This window comes from Pseudomonas sp. 05L36, assembly GCF_056398125.1.
The window spans coordinates 400,830-420,723 of record NZ_JBFTOU010000001.1; the positions used below are offsets into that span (position 1 = coordinate 400,830).

The 19,894-nt window shown below is 57.9% G+C and carries 15 protein-coding genes and 3 pseudogenes; 8 read left to right on the forward strand and 10 right to left on the reverse strand.

Features of this window, described 5'->3' with window-relative positions; all coding sequences use genetic code 11:
- Positions 1 to 43 precede the first annotated feature (43 nt).
- On the forward strand, positions 44 to 739 hold the full coding sequence (locus tag AC1DKH_RS01750; protein WP_477797249.1) for a pirin family protein: 696 nt from the start codon (positions 44 to 46) through the stop codon (positions 737 to 739).
- 164 nt (positions 740 to 903) lie between these two features.
- Here the strand turns inward: AC1DKH_RS01750 and pgm are convergent, their stop codons facing one another.
- The 4 genes from pgm to AC1DKH_RS01770 form a co-directional block, all read right to left on the reverse strand.
- Entirely contained in the window at positions 904 to 2,550 is a 1,647-nt protein-coding gene (gene pgm / locus AC1DKH_RS01755) for a phosphoglucomutase (alpha-D-glucose-1,6-bisphosphate-dependent) (RefSeq protein WP_477797250.1), read from the reverse strand.
- A gap of 113 nt (positions 2,551 to 2,663) precedes the next feature.
- Positions 2,664 to 4,064, reverse strand: coding sequence for an aminotransferase-like domain-containing protein (locus AC1DKH_RS01760; RefSeq protein WP_477797251.1), 1,401 nt, complete (start codon positions 4,062 to 4,064; stop codon positions 2,664 to 2,666).
- 40 nt (positions 4,065 to 4,104) lie between these two features.
- Positions 4,105 to 5,595 carry a hypothetical protein gene (locus AC1DKH_RS01765; RefSeq protein WP_477797252.1) on the reverse strand — a complete coding sequence of 497 codons (1,491 nt, stop codon included), beginning with the start codon at positions 5,593 to 5,595 and terminating at the stop codon, positions 4,105 to 4,107.
- Positions 5,596 to 6,149: 554 nt separating this feature from the next.
- On the reverse strand, positions 6,150 to 7,172 hold the full coding sequence (locus AC1DKH_RS01770; protein WP_477755869.1) for a zinc-dependent alcohol dehydrogenase family protein: 1,023 nt from the start codon (positions 7,170 to 7,172) through the stop codon (positions 6,150 to 6,152).
- Between the two features lie 269 nt (positions 7,173 to 7,441).
- On the opposite strand from AC1DKH_RS01770, the gene AC1DKH_RS01775 reads away from it, so the two are divergent.
- Positions 7,442 to 8,356, forward strand: a complete 915-nt coding sequence (locus AC1DKH_RS01775) for a LysR family transcriptional regulator (protein ID WP_477755868.1) — start codon at positions 7,442 to 7,444, stop codon at positions 8,354 to 8,356.
- 43 nt (positions 8,357 to 8,399) lie between these two features.
- Here the strand turns inward: AC1DKH_RS01775 and AC1DKH_RS01780 are convergent.
- A pseudogene (locus AC1DKH_RS01780) lies at positions 8,400 to 8,711 on the reverse strand (helix-turn-helix domain-containing protein); the annotation flags it as partial.
- Between the two features lie 18 nt (positions 8,712 to 8,729).
- Between AC1DKH_RS01780 and AC1DKH_RS01785 the strand changes: the two are divergent.
- A pseudogene (locus AC1DKH_RS01785) lies at positions 8,730 to 8,867 on the forward strand (MFS transporter); the annotation flags it as partial.
- A gap of 108 nt (positions 8,868 to 8,975) precedes the next feature.
- On the opposite strand, the gene AC1DKH_RS01790 reads toward AC1DKH_RS01785, so the two are convergent.
- Together AC1DKH_RS01790 and AC1DKH_RS01795 are read right to left on the reverse strand one after the other, a co-directional pair.
- On the reverse strand, positions 8,976 to 9,965 hold the full coding sequence (locus AC1DKH_RS01790) for an isopenicillin N synthase family dioxygenase (protein ID WP_477797253.1): 990 nt from the start codon (positions 9,963 to 9,965) through the stop codon (positions 8,976 to 8,978).
- A 237-nt stretch (positions 9,966 to 10,202) separates the two neighbouring features.
- A complete protein-coding gene (locus AC1DKH_RS01795) occupies positions 10,203 to 11,102 on the reverse strand; it encodes a glycine betaine ABC transporter substrate-binding protein (protein WP_477797254.1) in 900 nt (299 codons plus the stop codon).
- 288 nt (positions 11,103 to 11,390) lie between these two features.
- Here AC1DKH_RS01795 and AC1DKH_RS01800 point away from each other — a divergent pair, with 288 nt between their 5' ends.
- Complete coding sequence (locus AC1DKH_RS01800; protein ID WP_477797255.1) at positions 11,391 to 13,427, forward strand: oxidoreductase; 2,037 nt, start codon at positions 11,391 to 11,393, stop codon at positions 13,425 to 13,427.
- Between the two features lie 28 nt (positions 13,428 to 13,455).
- Positions 13,456 to 13,755 (forward strand): annotated as a pseudogene (locus AC1DKH_RS01805) (zinc-binding dehydrogenase); the annotation flags it as partial.
- A gap of 43 nt (positions 13,756 to 13,798) precedes the next feature.
- Here the strand turns inward: AC1DKH_RS01805 and AC1DKH_RS01810 are convergent.
- Positions 13,799 to 14,584 (reverse strand): pyrroline-5-carboxylate reductase family protein, encoded by a 786-nt coding sequence (locus AC1DKH_RS01810; protein WP_477797256.1) that lies wholly within the window; start codon positions 14,582 to 14,584, stop codon positions 13,799 to 13,801.
- On the reverse strand, positions 14,574 to 15,281 hold the full coding sequence (locus tag AC1DKH_RS01815; RefSeq protein ID WP_477797265.1) for a TetR/AcrR family transcriptional regulator: 708 nt from the start codon (positions 15,279 to 15,281) through the stop codon (positions 14,574 to 14,576). The genes AC1DKH_RS01810 and AC1DKH_RS01815 overlap by 11 nt, the downstream gene beginning before the upstream one ends.
- Before the next feature lie 357 nt (positions 15,282 to 15,638).
- Between AC1DKH_RS01815 and AC1DKH_RS01820 the strand changes: the two genes are divergently transcribed.
- Positions 15,639 to 16,406 carry an SDR family NAD(P)-dependent oxidoreductase gene (locus AC1DKH_RS01820; protein WP_477755219.1) on the forward strand — a complete coding sequence of 256 codons (768 nt, stop codon included), beginning with the start codon at positions 15,639 to 15,641 and terminating at the stop codon, positions 16,404 to 16,406.
- A gap of 12 nt (positions 16,407 to 16,418) precedes the next feature.
- A complete protein-coding gene (locus AC1DKH_RS01825) occupies positions 16,419 to 17,174 on the forward strand; it encodes an SDR family NAD(P)-dependent oxidoreductase (RefSeq protein WP_477797257.1) in 756 nt (251 codons plus the stop codon).
- Between the two features lie 77 nt (positions 17,175 to 17,251).
- On the opposite strand, the gene AC1DKH_RS01830 is transcribed toward AC1DKH_RS01825, so the two are convergent.
- Positions 17,252 to 18,031 carry an SDR family NAD(P)-dependent oxidoreductase gene (locus AC1DKH_RS01830; protein ID WP_477797258.1) on the reverse strand — a complete coding sequence of 260 codons (780 nt, stop codon included), beginning with the start codon at positions 18,029 to 18,031 and terminating at the stop codon, positions 17,252 to 17,254.
- 466 nt (positions 18,032 to 18,497) lie between these two features.
- Here AC1DKH_RS01830 and fdhA point away from each other — a divergent pair, with 466 nt between their 5' ends.
- Positions 18,498 to 19,697, forward strand: coding sequence for a formaldehyde dehydrogenase, glutathione-independent (fdhA, locus tag AC1DKH_RS01835; RefSeq protein WP_477755859.1), 1,200 nt, complete (start codon positions 18,498 to 18,500; stop codon positions 19,695 to 19,697).
- The last annotated feature ends 197 nt before the right edge of the window (positions 19,698 to 19,894 follow it).

Genomic DNA, 19,894 nt, shown 5'->3' on the forward strand with positions numbered 1-19,894 from the left:
CTCAGGCGCCTTGCCCCATGACGAACCTTTTCTGGAGACGATCATGCTTGAACTCAGACCTTTCAACTCGCTCGGCGGCGCTCACCACGGCTGGCTGGATGCTCACCATCATTTTTCGTTCGCCGAGTACTACGATCCCAAGCGCATGAACTGGGGCAACCTGCGGGTCTGGAATGACGACGTGATCGCCCCCGGCACCGGTTTCCCGCAACACCCGCACCGGGACATGGAAATCATCACCTATGTCCGCGAAGGCGCCATCACCCACCAGGACAACCTTGGCAACAAGGGGCGCACCGAAGCGGGCGACGTCCAGGTCATGAGTGCAGGCACCGGGATCGCCCACAGCGAGTACAACCTGGAAGCGACGCCGACCAGGATTTTCCAGATCTGGATCATCCCGAACGAGTCCGGCCTGGCCCCTTCCTGGGGCGCCAAGCCGTTCCCGAAAGGCAACCGCGAAGGCTTTGTCACCCTGGCCAGCGGCAAGGAAGGCGACGACCAGAGTTTGCGCATCCGCGCAGATGCCCGGCTGGTAGCGGCCAATCTGAAGGCCGGCGAGTCCGCCGAGTACCAACTGGACAACGGAAGACGTGCGTACCTGGTGCCGGCCACCGGGGTCATTGAAGTCAATGGGTTACGTGCACAAGCTCGAGATGGTGTAGCGGTTGCCGATGAACGGGTGCTGCGGGTAACTGCCATCGAGGACAGCGAAATCGTTCTGGTGGACCTGGCGTGATTCGGTAATTGCCAGACAAAAAAATGGGGCGACTGTCATGGTCACCCCCATTTTTTTGCTCAAGTATTACAGTGTTGGCACCGCCGCCATCGCGGGCAAGCCCGCTCCCACAGGGATTGTATTTAACCCTGTGGGAGCGGGCTTGCCCGCGATGGGGTCCTCCGTCACTTCGAGGAAATAGCACCATCCACCAGCGTTTGCGCCTCGGCCACCAGTTGCTTGAGGTGGTCGTCGCTGACAAAGCTTTCGGCGTAGATCTTGTAGATGTCTTCCGTGCCCGACGGACGCGCCGCGAACCAGCCGTTCTCGGTCATGACCTTGAGACCGCCAATGGCCTGGTCATTGCCCGGTGCGTGGCTGAGGATGCTCTGGATCGGCTCGCCGGCCAATTGGGTCGAGGTGACCTGTTGCGGCGACAGCTTGCTCAACAGCGCTTTCTGCTCCGGATTGGCCTTGGCATCGACCCGTACCGAGAACGGCTCACCCAGTTCGTCGGTCAAGGCACGATACGCCTGGCTCGGGTCGCGACCGGTCCGGGCCGTCATCTCGGCGGCCAGCAGGGCCGGAATCAAACCGTCCTTGTCGGTGCTCCAGACGCTGCCGTCCTTGCGCAGGAACGAGGCACCGGCGCTTTCTTCACCGCCGAAACCGAGGGATCCATCGAACAGGCCGTCGGCAAACCATTTGAAGCCAACCGGCACTTCGTACAGGCGGCGACCCAGGCGCTTGGCCACGCGGTCGATCAAGCCGCTGCTGACCACGGTTTTACCCACGGCGGCATCGGCGCGCCATTGCGGACGATTCTGGAACAGGTAGTCGATGGCAACGGCGAGGTAGTTGTTCGGCGCCAGCAAACCACCGGACGGCGTGACGATGCCATGGCGGTCGTGGTCCGGATCGCAGGCAAATGCCACGTCAAAGCGTTCTTTCAGGCCGATCAGGCCTTGCATGGCGTGGCTGGACGATGGGTCCATGCGGATCTGGCCGTCCCAGTCGACGGTCATGAAACGGAAGGTCGGGTCGACCTCTTTGTTCACCACATCCAGGTCCAGACGATAATGCTCGGCAATCGCCGACCAATAGCGCACCCCCGCTCCACCCAGCGGATCGACACCCAGGCGCAACTTGGCATCGCGGATGGCGTCGAAGTCGATCACGTTGATCAGGTCGGCGACATAGGTGTTGAGGTAATCGTGGCGATGGGTGGTGCTGGCTTTCAGTGCCTGCTCATAGCTGATGCGCTTGACGCCAGCGAGCTTGTTGGCCAGCAGTTCGTTGGCCTTGGCTTCGATCCACTTGGTGATGTGGGTATCGGCCGGACCACCGTTGGTTGGGTTGTACTTGTAGCCACCGCTTTGCGGCGGGTTGTGGGACGGCGTGATGACAATGCCGTCCGCCAGGCCGGTGGTGCGACCACGGTTGTAGCAGAGAATCGCATGGGAAATGGCCGGCGTCGGCGTGTACTCGTCACCTTCGGCGATCATCACGGTCACGCCGTTGGCCGCCAGCACTTCGAGGGCGCTGGCGCCGGCCGGTGTGGACAGCGCGTGGGTGTCGATGCCGACAAACAGCGGACCATCGATGCCTTGAGCTTCGCGATACAGGCAGATCGCCTGGCTGATCGCCAGCACGTGCCATTCGTTGAAACTCAAGTCGAACGAGCTGCCCCGATGCCCGGACGTGCCGAAGGCAACGCGCTGGGTCGAAATCGCGGCATCCGGCTGGCCGGTGTAATAGGCCGTTACCAGTCGCGGGATGTCGACCAACAATGCTGCCGGTGCCGGTTTACCCGCAAAAGGACTGAGTGTCATGCAAAACCTCTGGAATAGAGTGGTTCAGGAATTGGGGCGCAGTTTACTGGCAGTTGGACCGCAAGGCGATGGGATCGATCCAACACAGCGCAGGTTGTTATTTTTTGTCTCGCTCACTCGATTGATTCCAGGCGCAGCGCATCCCCCAGCAGTCCCAGTGCGGCCGCCAGGTTGTGATCGCCGCCGAACGTATGACTCAAGCGCAAATGCTGCCCGTGCAGACCGTGGAGGCTGAACAGTTCCCCCGGCGCGATGACCACTTGATGCACCAGCAGGCGCTGGAACACACGACGTACGTTGACCCGACGCAACGAGCGCATCCAGATCGTTGCACCGCCTTGCGGCTCGACGAAATGCAAGGCATCACCCAATCGCTCCTGCAACAACTGGGTCATTTGACTCTTGCGCTCCTTGAGTAGCCGTCGCAGCACCAGCAGATGCTGATCGATGCGACCGCTACTGTACAAACGGGCGATGGCTTTCTGGCGAATCTGCGAGAGACGGAACGAACGCAGCAGAAAGTGCCGTTGCAGCTCAACGCTCAAATGCCTTGAAAGCAGGTAACCATAGGGCGCTTCAGGCCCGATGACTTTCTCGAACGTGGAAAACACCATCAGCCGTTCAGGGTCCAGCAAGTCGCGAAAGCGCACGCCGCCAAGGTCGAATCCGAGTTCACCATAACAGTCGTTTTCCAGCACCCAGCTGTCATGCGCGGCCAAAAGCCGGGCAATGGCCTGCCTGTTTTCGTCAGGCGCCAGGCTGCCGCGGGGCATATTCAGGGCCGATGAAAGCATCACCAGCCTGACCGGTTCGGTATCCAGCAGCATGTTGAGCCGTTCCGGATCCAGGCAGCCATCGGCCTGCACGGGCAGTTCAATCACCCGCACGCAGGCGGTTTGAAACAAACGCAGGATCGTCCAGTCGCACGGCGATTCGACCACCACGGTGGCATCTTTCAAGCCCAGCACGGCGATCAGGATTTCCAGTACACCGCGAAGGTCTGCGCCGATGTAGACATCATCGGCGTGCCAGTAACGCATTGGAGACGTGGTGTAGCGCGCAGCCAGGGCGGTGCGCAATTCGAGCTCGCCGCAGGGTTGCGAAGGCGACTGCGGCTGGCGGGGATACTGGCGCAGCAACTCTCGCTCCAGCAGCAACAAAGGACTGTCCAGCGGCTGCAGCAACGCCGGTTCATCGGCGCTCAAGACCAGCATCCCCGGGCGCCTGGCATTGACGTAGACGGCTTCCAGCAGATCGCTGCCGCTGTCTTGCAGGTTGATCGAGGACACTGGCAATGCGTAGTAACCGGACTTGGCCACCGAATAGACGCGCCCTTCTTTCTCAAGCAGCGAATAGGCGTACTGAATGGTCGAGATCGACACATTGAGACGCTCCGCCAGATGCCGCAGCGACGGCAGGCGGATGGGCGAATCCCCTTCAGATTCGTTGATCAGGCTGACCAGGTATCGATAAACCGCCTGATAGGCGAAATCCGTTTCTCGTGGACCTTTCATGGGCGAAGGCCAACCGCACTGGCTGAAAACCCGCCCACGTTCAGTGGCCCGCTGACCATTCATCCACCCACGTACTGTCGGCATCAGGATCGCCCAGCGTATTTTGCGACGCGGCCCTTTGAATGATTGCTTCAGCCACCCCGCCAGCGCCTGCGGGTGTCCACTCCATGCGGTAAAGCTGGCCAATCAGGCTGACGGGCAATCCGCTGACATCAATCATCCACTGCATGATCTGTTCGCCGACCGGGTACCCCTGCATGGCCTTGTGCAGCTCGGGCATGGCCACCAGCATGCCCGGATGGCACTGACGCAGGAAATGCTCGAGCCCCGCACCTTTTTCGGTGAAAGGTGAAAAAAGCAGGCACACCAGCTGTGCTTCGCTCAGGCCCAGGTTCTTTTGCGCTTCGGCCGCCGCTCGGGCGCGCTGCTCGGTCAGTGTCGCCGGGTTACCGAAGACCTCGATGGCCTGCTCGCACAAACGCTCGGGCAAGCGCTTGCGGCGCATCATCACCAAGGCGCGTTGCAGGTATTGCGTAATGCCGAACTCGTAATTGCGGCCATGCACGTAGCACGCTTGCAACCCCCTGACGTGCGCCGAGATCGACGGGCTGACGAATTCGTTGTCGCTGATCTGCGCAGACAGTTCGTCAGGCTGGAACCGGAGAAACTCAGTCAGCAATGGCCAGCGTTCTTCCAGGTTGCTGACCAGCAGGTCGTGGATGTCGATGCAGGCCGTACGACGACAGGTCTCGAAGCGCTCTTGTGGACGCCACCGGGCCTGGCTGTAATCCGCGTAGAACGCGTGATAACAGTCGCTGCCCAGTTCATCGAGCAATGCGAACAACCCCGCATAATCGACCTCACCCGTGGGCGAAGGCTTGAGCCCTGCCTTGGTGGCGGCACGCTTCAAACCGTCGATGAACTGCTTCTGTTGACGCGGCGTGTCACTGATGAGCAACGCGTCGACACCACTATCCCAGCGGGCGATTTGCCCGTAGAACTCTCCCGTGGCCAGATAACCGTCATCCCACAGGTCCAACCCGCCACGCCACTCCCGACGATGGCCGATCAGCAGCAGGTTCAAGCGATTGGACTCGCGACCGGCGTCGGAGATCGGCGTCAGGTGGTTGAACGGCAAGACTTCCCGATCATCGACCATCAACACCTCGACCCGGGGATCGTCATAGACAAACAATGCGCTGTTGGTCCGGTGCATGTTTTCCACCGCCGCGCCGCTTGCCCCGTTCAACCGTAACGAGGCGATGCGCAACTGGAATGTCGCTGGCGACCGAGTGGCAATGGTCAACTGCGCAGCACGCAACAGCGCCAGGGTGTAGCAGTTGTCACGGCCCCCGGACTGGATCGCCAACACCTTGTAATCGCCAATGCGCTCCATGCCCCCCGCCGCTACCGTCAGACGCTGAATCAACAATTGCAAAGCAGTGCGTTCGGCACGGGAGAAAAAACCCAGCAATCGCTGCAGCACTTGTTGATAGACATGGTTCATCGCTTGGTCATGGATGCTGGTCATCTTTATTTACCTGATACTCGTAAGTTCAACATCGCGCAGACAGCAAATCCCGTTGCACTGTCTGCGCGAATGGAGTCATGGACTTTATTGCCAAATGCTAGCACTTGAATTTTCTGGTGATCATTTGAAACGTTCGTAGCGCCCCCTCGGTTTAACGACGCAGGCGAAGCTGTAGCGCCCGACTGGCAAGGGTTTGCTCGACTTGAATCGCAGTCCTAGGAAACTTCCGACAATATCCCACAGACATTTAATACAAGAAATAAAGAAGGAAGTTGTCGCTGTCTTTTTGGCAACTACACAACAACACTCTAGTTTGGAGAGGTGCACCGACGGCGCACATTGAAAAGTTTCAGCCTGACACCCAGCCATGACTCATTCCTTGAGATGAAAGTAATCATTCAATTATCAGGGCTTAGTGGCTGATTAGAAGCTACAGATTACGAGCAAAAACCAGTTCAGTTGCTGGACCGGCCTGCGGATCGAAGGATTTCGGGGGACTGAAACGAAAGAGTCCGCGTGGGCACGGACTCTTGGGTGGGCTATTGCGGCGGTTGTTATGCCGGATCGACCTGCAGCGCGACCCTTTCGCGACACGGGCATTCGTCCATGTAGCGGTGTGCCTCGACAAACTCGGCAAACGGGAAGACCCGAGTCTTGAGCGGCAGCAGAACGCGGTCGGCGGTCAGCTGATTGATGTCGCGCAAGGCACGTTGCAGTGCGACCTGGTCCTGGGTGATGCCCAGTTCCGGCTTGCCAGTGAAGTTGCCGATGCAGTGTACGAAGAACTGAATGTTCTTCTGGAACGCTGCGCAGGCCGGGAAAGGCGTCTGGTTGCCGCCTTGCAGGCCGTACAGCACCAGGCTGCCGCGAGGCGCCAACACATCGCCAAGCAACGACATCTGCGGACCGCCCAAACCATCGAATACCACATCCACGCCGCGGTTATCGGTGATCTTGTTGATTCGTATCAGCAGATCTTCTTCCTCGGTGACGATGACTTTCTCGGCACCCAGTGACAGCAGATACTCACGCTCCTCTGCTGACTTGGTCGCGGCGATCACTCGAACACCCAGGGCCTTGCCCAGTTGTACGAACGAAGGTCCGGCGCAATGACTGGCGTCGGTCACCAGGGCAAACTGCCCGGGTTTGACCCGTGCCAGATCCGCATAAGCGAAATAGGCAATCAACAACGGCGTGTAGTGCACGCTGGCTTCAATCGGGCTGAGCACATCCGGGTAGCGGGTCAGTGCCGAGCGCGGCAGAACGATCTGCTCGCCGTAGACCGGGTAATCGTTCGGGCTTTCGGCCGGGAAACTGGCAACCTTGTCACCGACGGCCAGGTCTTCCACGCCATCGCCGACGGCGGTGACGATACCGGCCATTTCATGACCAAGGCCTGAAGGCAGACGAGCGTGGGACGAGGCCAGGTTCTGGCGCCAAAGAATGTCATACCAGCTGATGCCGATCGCTTCGACGCGCACCTGCACTTCGCCCGGTGCAGGCAGAGCCGCCGCATGCTCTTCGCATTTGAGCACCTCGGCTGGACCAAACTTGTGAAAACGGATCGTGCGGGACATCGCAAACCTCGCCAATTGAACCTCTAATGCCTTGAACTCTAGCTGGGCTTTCAACCCAACACTATCTGTGGCTATTAATAGTCGACATGCCTGTCATTGATTCCGCGGCGGCGACAATATCGTGAAATGTCGTAGGAAACTGGAGCCGCCTTTGCAGGAAATCTGAATTACCCGGTGCAGAGTACCAGCCTTTCCCCGTAATATTCCTGCTGGCCATTGTTCTCATATGGCTGCCCACGTCAAGTTTGCTGACCCTGCCAGGACTCCAGATGAATCGTAATGACCTGCGTCGTGTCGACCTGAACCTGTTGATCGTTTTCGAAACATTGATGCACGAGCGAAGCGTGACCCGTGCTGCGGAAAAACTGTTCCTCGGCCAGCCAGCCATCAGTGCAGCGCTCTCGCGCCTGCGCGGCTTGTTCGATGACCCATTGTTTGTGCGTACCGGCCGCAGCATGGAGCCGTCCGCCAGGGCGGTAGAGATCTTCGCCCTGCTCTCGCCGGCACTGGATTCGATTTCCACCGCCGTCAGCCGTGCGGCCGAGTTCGATCCTGCCACAAGTACCGCCGTGTTCCGCATCGGCCTTTCGGACGACGTCGAGTTCGCCTTGCTGCCAATGCTGCTCAAGCGCCTGCGTGCCGAATCGCCGGGGATTGTGCTGGTGGTGCGCAGGGTCAACTACATCCTGATGCCGGGGTTGCTGGCATCCGGTGAGATATCCATCGGTGTCAGTTACACCACCGACCTGCCGGCCAACGCCAAGCGTAAAGTACTGCGCCGCAGCCAGCCGAAGCTGTTGCGCGCCGACACCGTGCCAGGGCCGTTGAGCCTGGATGATTACTGCGCTCGCCCCCATGCACTGGTGTCGTTCGCCGGCGACCTCAGCGGCTTTATAGATGAAGAACTGGAAAAGCTCGGGCGCAAACGTCATGTGGTGCTGGCCGTGCCGCAGTTCAACGGGTTGAGCACCCTGCTCTCGGGCACCGACATCGTGGCTACGGTGCCGGACTACACGGCCGATGCACTGACTGCCGCCGGCGGTGTGCGGGCCGAAGATCCGCCGTTGCCGGTGCGCAGTTTCGAGTTGCACATGGCCTGGCGCGGGTCGCAGGATAACGATCCGGGGGAGCGCTGGTTGCGGTCGCGGATTCAGATGTTTTTTGGGGACCCTGAGAGTCTTTGAAAGGGTTGCCAACGGCCAATTTTTGAATGACCTATGTATGTCGCTACCCTGCCCCTCGCAACACCGCAATATCTCGTTTGGGCGGTATTCCAAACAGACGGCTGTATTCGCGGCTGAACTGCGATGGACTTTCATGGCCGACCTTGAAAGCCGCGCTGGATACATCCTGACGCTCGTTGAGCATTAAACGCCTCGCCTCGTTTAGCCGTAGCCATTTCTGGTACTGCAACGGGCTCATCGCGGTGAGCTGGCGGAGATGGTGGTGGAAGGTCGGCGTGCTCATCTGCACCCGGGCGGCAAGGTCGTCAACGCGAAGGGCCGAGGTGTAATTCAACTCCAGCCAATCGATGGCTTTGACCCTCGTCGGCGCACCGGCATCGCGTTTGACTCGAGCGGCTATCGAGCGACCTTCGAGTTGAGCGCCGCGTTGCTGGGAGTGGCGGCTGTTCTTGCCTTCCTGGCTGCACGCGCAATCTCGCGGGAGCCTGTTACATCGGTAGACATCGCTTGAAAAAAACCACAAGACACGCCAAGGCGTTTCTTGTGGCTCAGGTGGAGCATTCGTTCGCAGGCTGGCGACTTTGACCTCCAATTAGCATCTGCGTAGCCAGAAAAACGATCATGCCTTCTCGATTTCTTTCAGGTGCGCATAGCTATCAACAAATCGCTTAAATTTGTGTTTGCCACACGTGTACGCTTCATACTTCGCAGGCAAAGTCTCATTCACGCAGGTTGACACAGGCTCAACAACCGCATCGAAATCCAAATCAATAAAGAACGGTATGGAATAACGTTCCAGGCCGCTAGTATTTATGACGCGATGCATTGTCGATGTGTAGCGATCATTGGTTAGGGTTTGAACTAAGTCACCAATATTGACGATGAACGTGCCTTCAACCGGTGGTGCGGTAACCCACTCCCCTGCACGATTCCTGACTTGCAAACCGCCAACTGCATCTTGGGACAGGACAGTCAAGAAACCGTAGTCCGTGTGAGCCCCAATACCAATCTCCTCTTGGGAAACCCTACCAATCTGGGGCGGGTAACGCAAAATTCGCTGAATAGTGATGGGCTTACGCTGAAGACGTTCAAAGTAATCTTGTGGCAAACCTAAACTCAGCGCGATCCCGCCGATGAGCGTTCTCGCGAGCGCCAATACAGCGCAATGATAAGCGTCGGCAACCGTCTCGAATTTTGGCAGTGCGGAAGGCATTTGATTAGGGCCAAAAAATGGAGAAACCTCATCGTAATGAGCTCCGTAATCAAAGCACTCTTTAAAGTCGCGGGTGTTAGCAGGGTCTACGTTTTCCGCATACATCGGTATATAGCCGCGTAGCGTCAGCCCGGAGTTTACGACATTAAGTTCGTCTTTCTCCTCATATGGAAGTTTAAAAAACTCCTTGGAAAGCGCGTACATATCATCTATCAACTGCTGCTCAACGCCATGATTTTTAATATAGAAAAAACCAACTTTTTCGCAGGCATCACCTATTTTGCTTGCCACCTGCAGTGGATTATTACCGTTGACAAGTGGCGACACATCTATGATTGGAATTTCAGTAAAAGCTGTTTGCTTGCTAGCTAAACGAATATCAGATAACGCTGTCACGTAGGCTCTCCTTTTAAAAATTACATTAAGGCAGCGGATTCAGAAAGACGGCGAAGCCCTCTTCAACCTCACTGCGCAACACTATTCAGATTCAAAAGACAACAGGGCACGCGTTTCCCCATCCAGTTTTATACCTAGCGTTGTCACCGACATATTTCACCCATTCGGTGCACCCGGCCCCCTTCACTCACCGTCAAGGGCACCGAACCGCAATATAGTTACAGGAAAGCGCAGTCGTTACTGGCCCGCCGTTGTTGCAGCGGTTGTGCCGTCAAACATGGCTGCAAAGCGGGGCTTGTTGGCTGCGTAGTATTCTGCAACCACTTGGTCTGCCGAACTATCACGCGCAGTAGCCATCAATTTCTCAAGGTCAGCTTTAGGAATTTTGAAGTTGGCGAAGAATCGAGCAACATCGGGGTGCTCCGCGCTAAAGCCTTTGCGTGCAACCGCGTGGATTTGCTCAGCGCCACCGAAAATTTGCTTCGGATCATCCAGATAACGCAGTGGCCACTTGGAGAACATCCAATGCGGGCTCCATGCGTTAATCAAAGACCACTTGTCACGCTTCAGATTACGGTCCAACTCGCTCAACATTCCGGATTCTGAAGAAGCGACCATCTTATAGCCATCGAGACGATATTCTTTGATGGCCTTTTCCGTAAGTTTGTACTGACCATTACCCACTTCGGAAGTCAGGATCTTGCCGCCGAGCTTTTCCCTTACCTCTGGTTTGTTAAGGTCTTCGACACTGGCGACTTCACTGGCAGGAATGGAAGCAGGCACCGCCATGCCAATCCGACCTTCATACAGCACACCCAAGTCTTCGAGCTTGTCGCGGTATTTGTCATAAAAGGACTTGTGAGTGCTCGGCAGCCAAACCATCGGAATCAGATCGATATTACCGTTAGCCAGCGCCTGGAACTGAATACCGATATCGGCCAGCACCAATTTAACCGGTTGCTTCAGGTGGGCTCGCAGTGCCGTGTCTGCCAGCTTTACAGCGATTTCCGTATCCGACCAATTCACCCAGCCGATACGGATAGGCGCGGGCTCCTCGGCTTGGGCAATCAGGCTGCCGGATGCCATAACCAAGCCTGCAAGCCAGCCGATACAAGTTTTACTGGATAACGTAATCATGTGCATCTCCGCGTCCTGTATTTCTCACATCGTTATGTAATGGAATGATCAGCTCACTCTCAATGCTTTTTCGAGACCGCAACGAGCACTTTCATAGTCCCCTCGCATTCATGGATCGGTGCCTGGGATGACCGGCCCGATCACCCCTGTTTCGAATGGATGTTAATCCTGGTTTTTTCACCGCGCAAGAAAAATGTACATATGTGTCTCAATCATTGACACACATGAACATTCGACATACCGTCATGTCAAACCAAGCCCGATGTTCTGTTCCCGGAGCGCAACACCATGTCCAGCGATCCCCTGCTGCAGCCCTATAAGATCAAGCACCTGACCCTCAAAAACCGGATCATGACCACCTCCCATGAGCCCGCCTATCCTGTCGACGGCATGCCGAAGGATCTGTACCGCGCTTATCACGTTGAACGCGCGAAGGCCGGCGTGGCGCTGACCATGACCGCAGGCTCCGCCGCTGTTTCCCGCGATAGCCCGCCGGTGTTCAACAATGTGCTGGCGTATAAGGATGAGGTGGTCAAATGGATGAAGGATTTGACCGACGAATGCCACGAACACGGCGCGGCGGTGATGATTCAGTTGACCCACCTGGGAAGGCGCACGCGCTGGGACAAGGCTGACTGGCTCCCGGTCGTATCGCCTTCTCATTCCCGTGAAGCGTCCCACCGGGCCTTTCCGAAAAAGATGGAAGACTGGGACATCGATCGAATCATCAAGGACTACGTGGATGCCGCCGAACGCATGAAGGCGGCGGGCCTCGATGGTCTGGAGTTGCAGGCTTACGGTCACCTCATGGATCAGTTCTGGTCGCCATTGACCAACGACCTCGACGGCCCATACGGCGGCTCGCTGGAAAACCGACTGCGCTTCACCTTTGACGTCCTGCGCGGTATCCGCCAACGCTGCGGCGAAGACTTCCTGCTCGGGGTCCGCTACACCGGCGATGAAGACCTGCCCGGTGGCTTCGGTGCGAAGGACGGCATGCAGATTTCTCACATGCTCAAGGACAGCGGCCTGGTCGACTTCCTCAACGTCGTTCGCGGGCACATTGATACCGATGCCGGCCTGACCGATGTGATTCCGATCCAGGGCATGCGCAACTCTCCGCACCTGGATTTTGCCGGAGAGATCCGTGCGGCGACGGGTTTCCCGACGTTCCACGCAGCCAAGATTCCCGACGTCGCAACCGCCCGACACGCCATTGCCTCCGGCAAGGTAGACATGATCGGCATGACCCGAGCGCACATGACCGATCCGCACATCGTGCGCAAGATCATCGAAAAGCGCGAAGAAGAAATTCGCCCCTGCGTAGGGGCCAACTATTGCCTGGACCGTATTTATCAGGGCGGTGCCGCGTATTGCATTCACAACGCCGCCACCGGGCGTGAAACCACCATGCCCCACGAAATTCCCAAGGCGCCGACCAAGCGCAAGGTGGTGGTGATCGGGACCGGCCCCGCGGGTCTGGAGGCAGCGCGGGTCGCCGGTGAACGTGGCCACGACGTCACGGTGTTCGAAGTCGCCGACCAGCCCGGCGGGCAGATTCGATTGACTGCTCTGAGCGAGCGTCGCCGCGAGATGATCGGCATCATCGACTGGCGCATGGTGCAATGCGAACGCCTCGGTGTGAAGTTCCACTTCAATACCTGGGCCGAGGCCGAGACGGTGCTGGCTGAAGAGCCGGATGTGGTGATTGTTGCCACGGGCGGCTTGCCGCACACCGAGGTGCTCAACCACGGCAATGAATTGGTGGTGTCCACCTGGGACATCATTTCCGGCGACGTCAAGCCCGGCCAGAACGTGCTGATCTTCGACGACGCGGGCGACCACGCGGCGCTACAGGCCGCGGAGGTCATTGCCAACAGCGGTGCAAAACTGGAGATCGTCACACCCGACCGGTCGTTCTCGCCGGAAGTGATGGCGATGAACCTGGTGCCTTACATGCGCAGCCTGCAGGACCTGGACGTTACCTTTACGGTCACGTATCGGGTCGACTCCGTAGAGAAGCGCGACGGGCAATTGTTTGCCCACTTCGGCAGCGATTATGGCCAGGTGCACAAGCAGAGAGTGGTCGATCAGGTGGTGATCAACCACGGCACCCTCCCCCTGGACGATTTGTACTTCGATCTGCGACCCCATTCGAGCAATGACGGCGCAGTCGAGCAGCACAATCTGATCGCCGGCAAAACCCAGAACATCGTGACCAACCCTGAAGGCCGTTTCCAGCTATTCCGGATCGGCGATGCGGTCTCGGCGCGCAATACCCACGCCGCCATCTACGATGCACTGCGGCTGTTGAAAGACATTTGAAGTCATGCCCCTGATCTCAAGCATCAGGGGCAATTTTCACTTCATCAACCCCAAGGACTATGGCAAGCCTATCCAGGACGTCATCGTCGAACTCACCGACGGCGGCGTCGATCACTCGTTCGAGTGCGTCGCCAATGTGCAGCTGATGCGAGCGGCACTGGAGTGCTGTCACAAGGGTTGGGGCGAGTCGATCATCATCGGTGTTGCCGGCCCCGGCCAGGAAATCAGCACGCCCCCCTTCCAGCTCGTCACTGGTCGCGTATGGCGTGGCACTTACGCTCGGGATCTGGACGGTAACAAGCTGGCCGTTTACTGCTTCAAGGCAGAGTAAACGACACTTACCGGAGCCTCTGTGAAGGGGCTTCGGTTTATCAGGCTTCAAGCCCTCTGCGGGCAACGGCAGCACCGGCTTGCAACGCCCTGCCAATTTGTTCTTCGAAATGACCTTGCGTCATCGTTTGCAAAGCCGCAGCCGTCACTCCGCGGTAGGCAACCAAGGCATCGATCATCTGTTGAGCATCGTGGCTGGCCAATAGCTGGCTGCTATTTACAACGACATTTTTAGCGGCGAGCTGCGCAATATCAGTGGGTATGCCGGCAACCATCGCCTGATTGGCCAGCGCCGTCATCAATAACGCAGGAAAGGCCGGGCCGGTACCCGAGAGTGCCGAGAGGTAATCGATGAAATCCTCTTGCTGAACCTCAGCAGCGGTGCCCACACATTCGAAAAGATGCTGCACGAGATCCTTCGTCGCGGCCTCTACCTCTGCGAAGCAATACCAAGGTGTAAAAGACTGCCCGATTTCTACCGCCGCGTTGGGCATCGCCCGCACGACCGCCGAAGCCGAGGTCTGCGCAGCAATCGCCTGCGCTGTAATCCCGGCCATCAGTGAAATGACTGTTTTGCCCGTCGCGTTGATGTTCAGGCTGGCGAAATGCTCGGGTCGAACCGCGATGATCACTACCTCGCTGCGATCCACCAGGTCCTGGTTATCAGCCACCAGGCAAGCGCCTTGCTGTGCCAATGGATGGCTGCCAGAACGGTTGGAAATGATCAGATTGCCCGTCGGCACCAATGCCTTTGCCAGCACTGCCTTGGCGATCGCTGCGCCCAACCACCCCGTTCCTCCAATAATGCCCAGCGTCTCATTGAGCATCTGCAGACGTCTCCTCGAAGGTATCGGTCAAGGGCACGAAAACCCCGGGCTCTTTTTCGGCGTAGCCGAATTTCCCGTAAAAACGATCCAGCTCGCGCTGTTTGGGTACTTTCCCGGTGAAGATGCTCACGTAATGAGGAATGCGTTGGAAACGCACAGTGATCAACTCAGTCGTGTTCATGGTGATGTAGCCGATCTGGGTCAAATAAATCGTTCTGGCTCGCGCATCAGCACCCTGGTTGTCATAGCCGAAGCGCTTGAACATGCTCGCCAGGGCATTCATGCGCTGCTCGTCTACGGTAGCGACCTCTTGAGCAACTTCAGCTGACTGAAGCGCCCAGCTGCGCACGGCGAACTCGAACTGCGAGTCGAACAGTTGCGGGTTGAGCCAGCACTCGAACACATTCAGGATCGCTTCGGAGATGCTTTCCGCATAGCTTTCGCTTTGCCGGATCAAGCCCCCCGTATTGGTCTCCCGCCAGCGTGAAAGCAAGGCGGCGAGCAACTGTTCACGATCCTCAAAAAACCAGTAGAAGCTGGTTCGTGACAAGCCCAGGCGCTTGGCCAGCGGCATGACCCGAACGGCATCGATGCCCGACTCCTTCAAAGCTTCGTAGGCAGCTTCGAGCCAACCTTCCGGGGAGCCGCGCCAACCTGCATCCTGGGCCTTACCACGTGCCTTCCCTAACTGGGACATCGCGCTTACCTTCTTCAAAAAATGCGTAACGCGAATGTAACCCGATGCCTCCCTGAATGTACACCTGAGTACATTTTATTGACTTCGCAGTCTGAGGCATGCCTGCTTTTCCACACGTTTCACAGGAATGCACGCTAGCCGCATTGGGATCATTGGAGATTCCCATCCAGAGACATGAAGCGCGGTGCACAAAGAAAACAAACCTCTGTTGGGCTGTCTTGGGCGCGATTCTATTCTCGAGTCAGTAATTTCTGATAACGCCTGGTTATCTTTGGCCCAGTAAAAAAGTTGCTGGACGCTGCGATCCATTGAAATTAAATAATGGCTGCGCCAAAAACTTACCAGGTAGGTTGCCCGATGAAATTCAATAATAAAGTGGTGGTCATTACCGGCGCTGCCGGCGGTGTCGGACAGGCGTTAGCGTTATTGTTCGCCCGAGAAGGTGCAAAGCTTGTTTTGTCTGATCTTGACGAAACCGGTTGCAAATCAATTTCCGCCAAAGTCCGTGACTTAGGCGCCGAAGTGCACTACGTGGCAGGCGACCTGCGCCGAAAAGAATATTGCGAAGCGATTGTCCAATCTGCCGTCGACACTTTTTCGGGGATCGATATCGTACTGAACAATGCGGGCATCATTCCCCGCGGCACGATTGAGGAAACCACTGACGACATGTGGTTCGACGCCATGGGCGTAAACCTGAATGCGGTGTTCTTCATCTGCCGTGCCGCGATACCGCACATGAAAAATCGCCCCGGCGCCGCGATCGTCAACACATCATCTGTCTGGGGCATTTATCCAGGCCCCGCCCACGTGGCGTATTGCACAAGCAAAGGGGCCGTCGCGGCTTTAACCAAGAATCTGGGCCGCGATTGCGCCCCTTTGGGCATTCGTGTCAACGCCGTGTGCCCGCACGAAATCAATACCCCGATGATACGCAGCGGCTTTGAGCGTCGCGGCCTGGATCCGGACAAGGCCGTGCAAGAGTTGAACAAGAGCGTGCCATTAGGCCGTATCGCCGAGCCGGAAGACATTGCGGATGTCATCGCATTTCTGGCGTCCGACGAGGCCAGGTACATCGCCGGTGAAACGGTCGAAGTCACAGGCGCCAAGCCGGTATCCGGCTAAGGAGAGGTAGCGATGCTTAAAGGTAAAAATGTAGTGGTGACCGGGGGCGGCAGAGGGATTGGCCGAGGCATCACCGAACAATTGCTTGAGGCGGGAGCTTCTGTGTTGATCGCTCAGCGCCAGGCACTGGATGCCGACTTGCAAAATCAGCCTCAAGTCTATTTCGTCGAGGCTGATCTCGCTTCGATGGAGTCCCCCGGTTTGATCGCGCAAATAGCCCGGGAGCAGCTCGGCGGAGTCGATGTCCTGGTGAATAATGCAGGGTTCATGTTCGAGAAATCCATTGATGATATGACCGAACAGGACTGGGATCGCATGATGGCTGTCAATCTGCGGGCGCCAGCGTTCTTGTGCAAGGCGTTGGTGCCCCAGATGCGTCAGCGAGGCGGTGGCAGCATCATCAACATCGGGTCGATCGAAGGGATAGGCGCCAACCCTGAACATGCCGCGTACTGTGCCTCCAAGGCCGGCATCCATGGGTTGACCCGAGCCTTGGCAGTCGATCTCGGCCGGGACGGCATCCGCTGCAATGCCATTGCTCCAGGGTGGATCAATTCCGAGCTGAGTGATGCGTATCTCGCCGATCAAGCTGATCCGCGTGCGGCGCGCGAGGGACTCCTGCGCCTTCACCCGGTCGGACGTACCGGATTGCCGACGGATGTTGGCGGGACAGTCGTTTTCCTGGCCTCGGAATCATCGGCCTTCATCACCGGGCAGGTGCTCGTGGTGGATGGGGGGCGCACGGCGAAACTGTCACTGCCGTTTTGATCGAATCAGCCTGACTTGCGACGGAGGGAGTCACTTACTCTCCTCCGCTGCAAAATTTCGCGGCGGGCACGCATTGATTACTTGGGCGCTTTGTTCTCTATCAAGCAGTTGCCACCGTCGATCACCAGCAACTCGCCGGTAATGTAACTGGACTCAGGTGACGCCAGGAACGTAACGGCAGCAGCCACTTCCTCCGGGCGACCTGCCCTGCCAACCGGGACATACTTCGCTGCATTCTCTTCCTCTGGAGTGCTTGACCCTGTGGCGATCCAACCCGGCGCGACCGAGTTCACAGTGATTCCATAGCGCGCGACCTCAAGGGCCAGGCTCATGTTCATACCTACCATCCCAGCTTTGGCCGCAGCATAAGCCGCCTCTCCTGGATTACCTGCCCGAGTGCCAGTCGTGGAGCTGACATTGACGATTCGGCCGTAGTGTCTGTTGCGCATCCCCGGCAAAATTCCACGGGTCAACAGAAAGGCGGTTGTCAGATTCCGAGCAATTGAAAGATTCCAGCTATCGACACTCATGTCCGCCAGATCGGCAAAAGGCTCGGGATGACCCTGGGCGGCCATGCCGGCATTGTTCACAAGAATATCGATTCGTCCCCATACCGATTCTGCCCAAGTGGTAAGTTCAAGGACTTGATCCTCTTCACTCAAGTCCGCCGCACGCCCTTGCGCTTCAAATCCTGCGGCACGTAACTCCTCAACCCGATCATGAATGCGAGCGCTGCTGCCTGTGATTATCAACTTAACGCCCAGGCTGCCCAGTCGCTTCGCAATCGCAATGCCAATGCCTCGTTCACTACCGGCTCCGCTGACAAGCGCTACCTGACCAGTCCAGTCCGCAATCATCGCGCTTGCTCCTATCGTCCGGGGTTAGCCCCTGAATCCATGGAAACTGAGGGGAAAGAGATACTCAACATACAACTCACACCTGGCGCTGCAGGTGGATATCCGGGGATACAGGCGCTGATCCTGTTGGTAAGTACTGCATCCTCATAGAAGATCCAGGCTGAATCATAGACGCGTTAGGCACGGAGGGACGCATACCTCCAGCAAGCATCGGAACCGAGGATAGGCGATGGTTCGGAGCATGGCAGGAAACAGGCGGTGATTGGGTGCTAAATGCCCTCGCAGAGTGCTGATACCAGGCGTAGGATCGACACGATGACTGCTAATCACGCGTGGTTGGAAGGTTACTTCCAACCGATCTGCATTCACGCGCAAACGCAAGACATATACCGCCGCACTGTAAGGCCGCGCGCCCCTTCGCAGTACAAGGGCCGTGTTCTCACAACAACAAAAGCGAGGTGAAAGCATGTCTGGTAATCGTGGTGTCGTGTATCTCGGCGCAGGCAAGGTCGAGGTGCAGACCATCCCCTATCCGAAAATGGAAGACCCGCGCGGCAAGCGCATCGACCATGGCGTGATCCTGCGCGTGGTTTCGACCAATATCTGCGGCTCCGACCAGCATATGGTGCGTGGCCGGACCACGGCCCAGGTCGGGCTGGTGCTTGGCCATGAGATCACCGGCGAGGTGATCGAGAGGGGCCGTGACGTGGAAAACGTGCAGATCGGTGACCTGGTCTCGGTGCCGTTCAATGTCGCCTGCGGCCGTTGTCGCAGTTGCAAGGAACAGCACACCGGCGTCTGCCTGACGGTCAACCCGGCGCGCCCCGGCGGTGCCTATGGCTATGTGGACATGGGCGACTGGGTTGGCGGCCAGGCCGAATACGTGCTGGTGCCGTATGCCGACTTCAACCTGCTGAAGCTGCCCGACCGCGACAAGGCCATGGAGAAAATCCGCGACCTGACCTGCCTCTCCGATATCCTGCCGACCGGCTACCACGGCGCGGTGACCGCCGGTGTCGGCCCTGGCAGCACGGTGTATATCGCCGGTGCCGGTCCGGTCGGACTGGCTGCTGCCGCCTCCGCCCGTCTGCTTGGTGCGGCGGTGGTGATCGTCGGCGACGTCAATCCGCTGCGTCTGGCGCATGCCAAGGCCCAGGGCTTCGAGATCGCCGACCTGACCCAGGACACTCCGCTGTACGAGCAAATCGCTAACCTGCTCGGTGAGCCGGAAGTCGATTGTGCGGTCGATGCGGTCGGCTTCGAAGCCCGTGGCCACGGCCATGACGGCGCGCAGCACGAGGCCCCGGCCGATGTGCTCAACGCGCTGATGGGCGTGGTGCGGGTCGCCGGCAATATCGGTATCCCCGGTCTGTATGTCACCGAAGACCCGGGCGCGGTCAACAAAGCCGCCAAGCATGGCAGCCTGAACATCCGTTTCGGCCTCGGCTGGGCCAAGTCCCACAGCTTCCACACCGGCCAGACCCCGACGATGAAGTACAACCGTCAGCTGATGCAGGCGATCATGTGGGACCGGATCAACATTGCCGAGGTCGTCGGCGTGCAGGTAATCAGCCTGGACGACGCGCCGCGCGGTTACCACGAGTTCGATGCCGGGGTGCCGAAAAAATTCGTCATGGATCCGCACAAGCTGTTTAGCGCCGCCTAAGGAGCAGGTTGGGAAAAGGGCAGCTTTGAGCTGCCCTTTTTTATGGCCGTGTTCCGTCCTGAATAAGGTTTACACCTTCTGACCCATTCTCAGGAGGGAGTAATGAACGCGGGAGAAAGGCGCAGTCAGCGTGATTACACGCTGACCTTTAAATTGTCGGTCGTCGATCAGGTCGAAAAAGGCGAGTTGAGTTATAA

What these genes read in the sequence shown, in the direction of transcription:
- pgm (WP_477797250.1), bottom strand. Translation starts at nt 2,550, where the DNA reads ATGACACTCAGTCCTTTTGCGGGTAAACCGGCACCGGCAGCATTGTTG.
- fdhA (WP_477755859.1), top strand. Translation starts at nt 18,498, where the DNA reads ATGTCTGGTAATCGTGGTGTCGTGTATCTCGGCGCAGGCAAGGTCGAG.
- AC1DKH_RS01765 (WP_477797252.1), bottom strand. Translation starts at nt 5,595, where the DNA reads ATGACCAGCATCCATGACCAAGCGATGAACCATGTCTATCAACAAGTG.
- AC1DKH_RS01795 (WP_477797254.1), bottom strand. Translation starts at nt 11,102, where the DNA reads ATGATTACGTTATCCAGTAAAACTTGTATCGGCTGGCTTGCAGGCTTG.
- AC1DKH_RS01775 (WP_477755868.1), top strand. Translation starts at nt 7,442, where the DNA reads ATGAATCGTAATGACCTGCGTCGTGTCGACCTGAACCTGTTGATCGTT.
- AC1DKH_RS01815 (WP_477797265.1), bottom strand. Translation starts at nt 15,281, where the DNA reads ATGTCCCAGTTAGGGAAGGCACGTGGTAAGGCCCAGGATGCAGGTTGG.
- AC1DKH_RS01810 (WP_477797256.1), bottom strand. Translation starts at nt 14,584, where the DNA reads ATGCTCAATGAGACGCTGGGCATTATTGGAGGAACGGGGTGGTTGGGC.
- AC1DKH_RS01800 (WP_477797255.1), top strand. Translation starts at nt 11,391, where the DNA reads ATGTCCAGCGATCCCCTGCTGCAGCCCTATAAGATCAAGCACCTGACC.
- AC1DKH_RS01825 (WP_477797257.1), top strand. Translation starts at nt 16,419, where the DNA reads ATGCTTAAAGGTAAAAATGTAGTGGTGACCGGGGGCGGCAGAGGGATT.
- AC1DKH_RS01820 (WP_477755219.1), top strand. Translation starts at nt 15,639, where the DNA reads ATGAAATTCAATAATAAAGTGGTGGTCATTACCGGCGCTGCCGGCGGT.
- AC1DKH_RS01770 (WP_477755869.1), bottom strand. Translation starts at nt 7,172, where the DNA reads ATGTCCCGCACGATCCGTTTTCACAAGTTTGGTCCAGCCGAGGTGCTC.
- AC1DKH_RS01750 (WP_477797249.1), top strand. Translation starts at nt 44, where the DNA reads ATGCTTGAACTCAGACCTTTCAACTCGCTCGGCGGCGCTCACCACGGC.
- AC1DKH_RS01760 (WP_477797251.1), bottom strand. Translation starts at nt 4,064, where the DNA reads ATGAAAGGTCCACGAGAAACGGATTTCGCCTATCAGGCGGTTTATCGA.
- AC1DKH_RS01830 (WP_477797258.1), bottom strand. Translation starts at nt 18,031, where the DNA reads ATGATTGCGGACTGGACTGGTCAGGTAGCGCTTGTCAGCGGAGCCGGT.